At 43.4% G+C, this 549-nt stretch carries 1 protein-coding gene; it reads right to left on the bottom strand.

The window, feature by feature from the left end; genetic code table 11:
• Nucleotides 1–93 precede the first annotated feature (93 nt).
• The gene (locus QMZ64_RS23035; RefSeq protein WP_009329263.1) at nucleotides 94–531 is read right to left on the bottom strand and encodes a DUF669 domain-containing protein; all 438 of its coding nucleotides are present in this window, start codon (nucleotides 529–531) and stop codon (nucleotides 94–96) included.
• Nucleotides 532–549 lie beyond the last annotated feature (18 nt).

A 549-nucleotide genomic window follows, 5' to 3' on the forward strand; every position in this document is an offset into this window, starting at 1 on the left:
TAGCTCTTGCGGTATGTTCTTAAATTCGTACATGTGATAACTCCCCTTTAAAAACGAGGGAGCTATACACTCCCTCATATGTGTTTTTTATGATCAAAACGGTATATCATCGTCACTGATATTAATTGGTTCGGTTTCCGGTGCTGGCGCTTCTGACGGCTTAAACGCTTTGACTTCTGGATATTTCTTGCCGTTATGTTCTCTTTCCCCGACAAGCAGGCGAACCGGTTTATTCAGAAACGCCTTGGCCCATTCGATATGATCCTTAAATTGCATTCCGTTTGGAAAACCCGCGGCCTTTGATGCTTGGTGAAATCTCCACATTGCATTTTCCGTAACGGTGAAATTGTCGTATAGAATTTTCTGGCCCTGGCATGGCTGCTCAACGTCAGAACGAATTTCATAATCTACGACAAGGCGCTCATTTCCGGATGCAGCCGTTTTGGCTTCAAAGTTGATAACTGTCGCTTCGTATTCTCCTGGTTTAATCGGTTCAAAAGCTTCACCTTTGCTGTGGTCTACTGTAAACATTATTTTTCCTCCTTAGTC

The sequence above is a fragment of the Bacillus sp. LB7 genome (genome assembly GCF_030449715.1).
GTDB lineage: Bacteria > Bacillota > Bacilli > Bacillales > Bacillaceae > Bacillus > Bacillus paralicheniformis.

Bases quoted from the DNA above. Each gene is read 5' to 3' on its own strand.
- QMZ64_RS23035 (WP_009329263.1), bottom strand. From the start codon at position 531: ATGTTTACAGTAGACCACAGCAAAGGTGAAGCTTTTGAACCGATTAAA.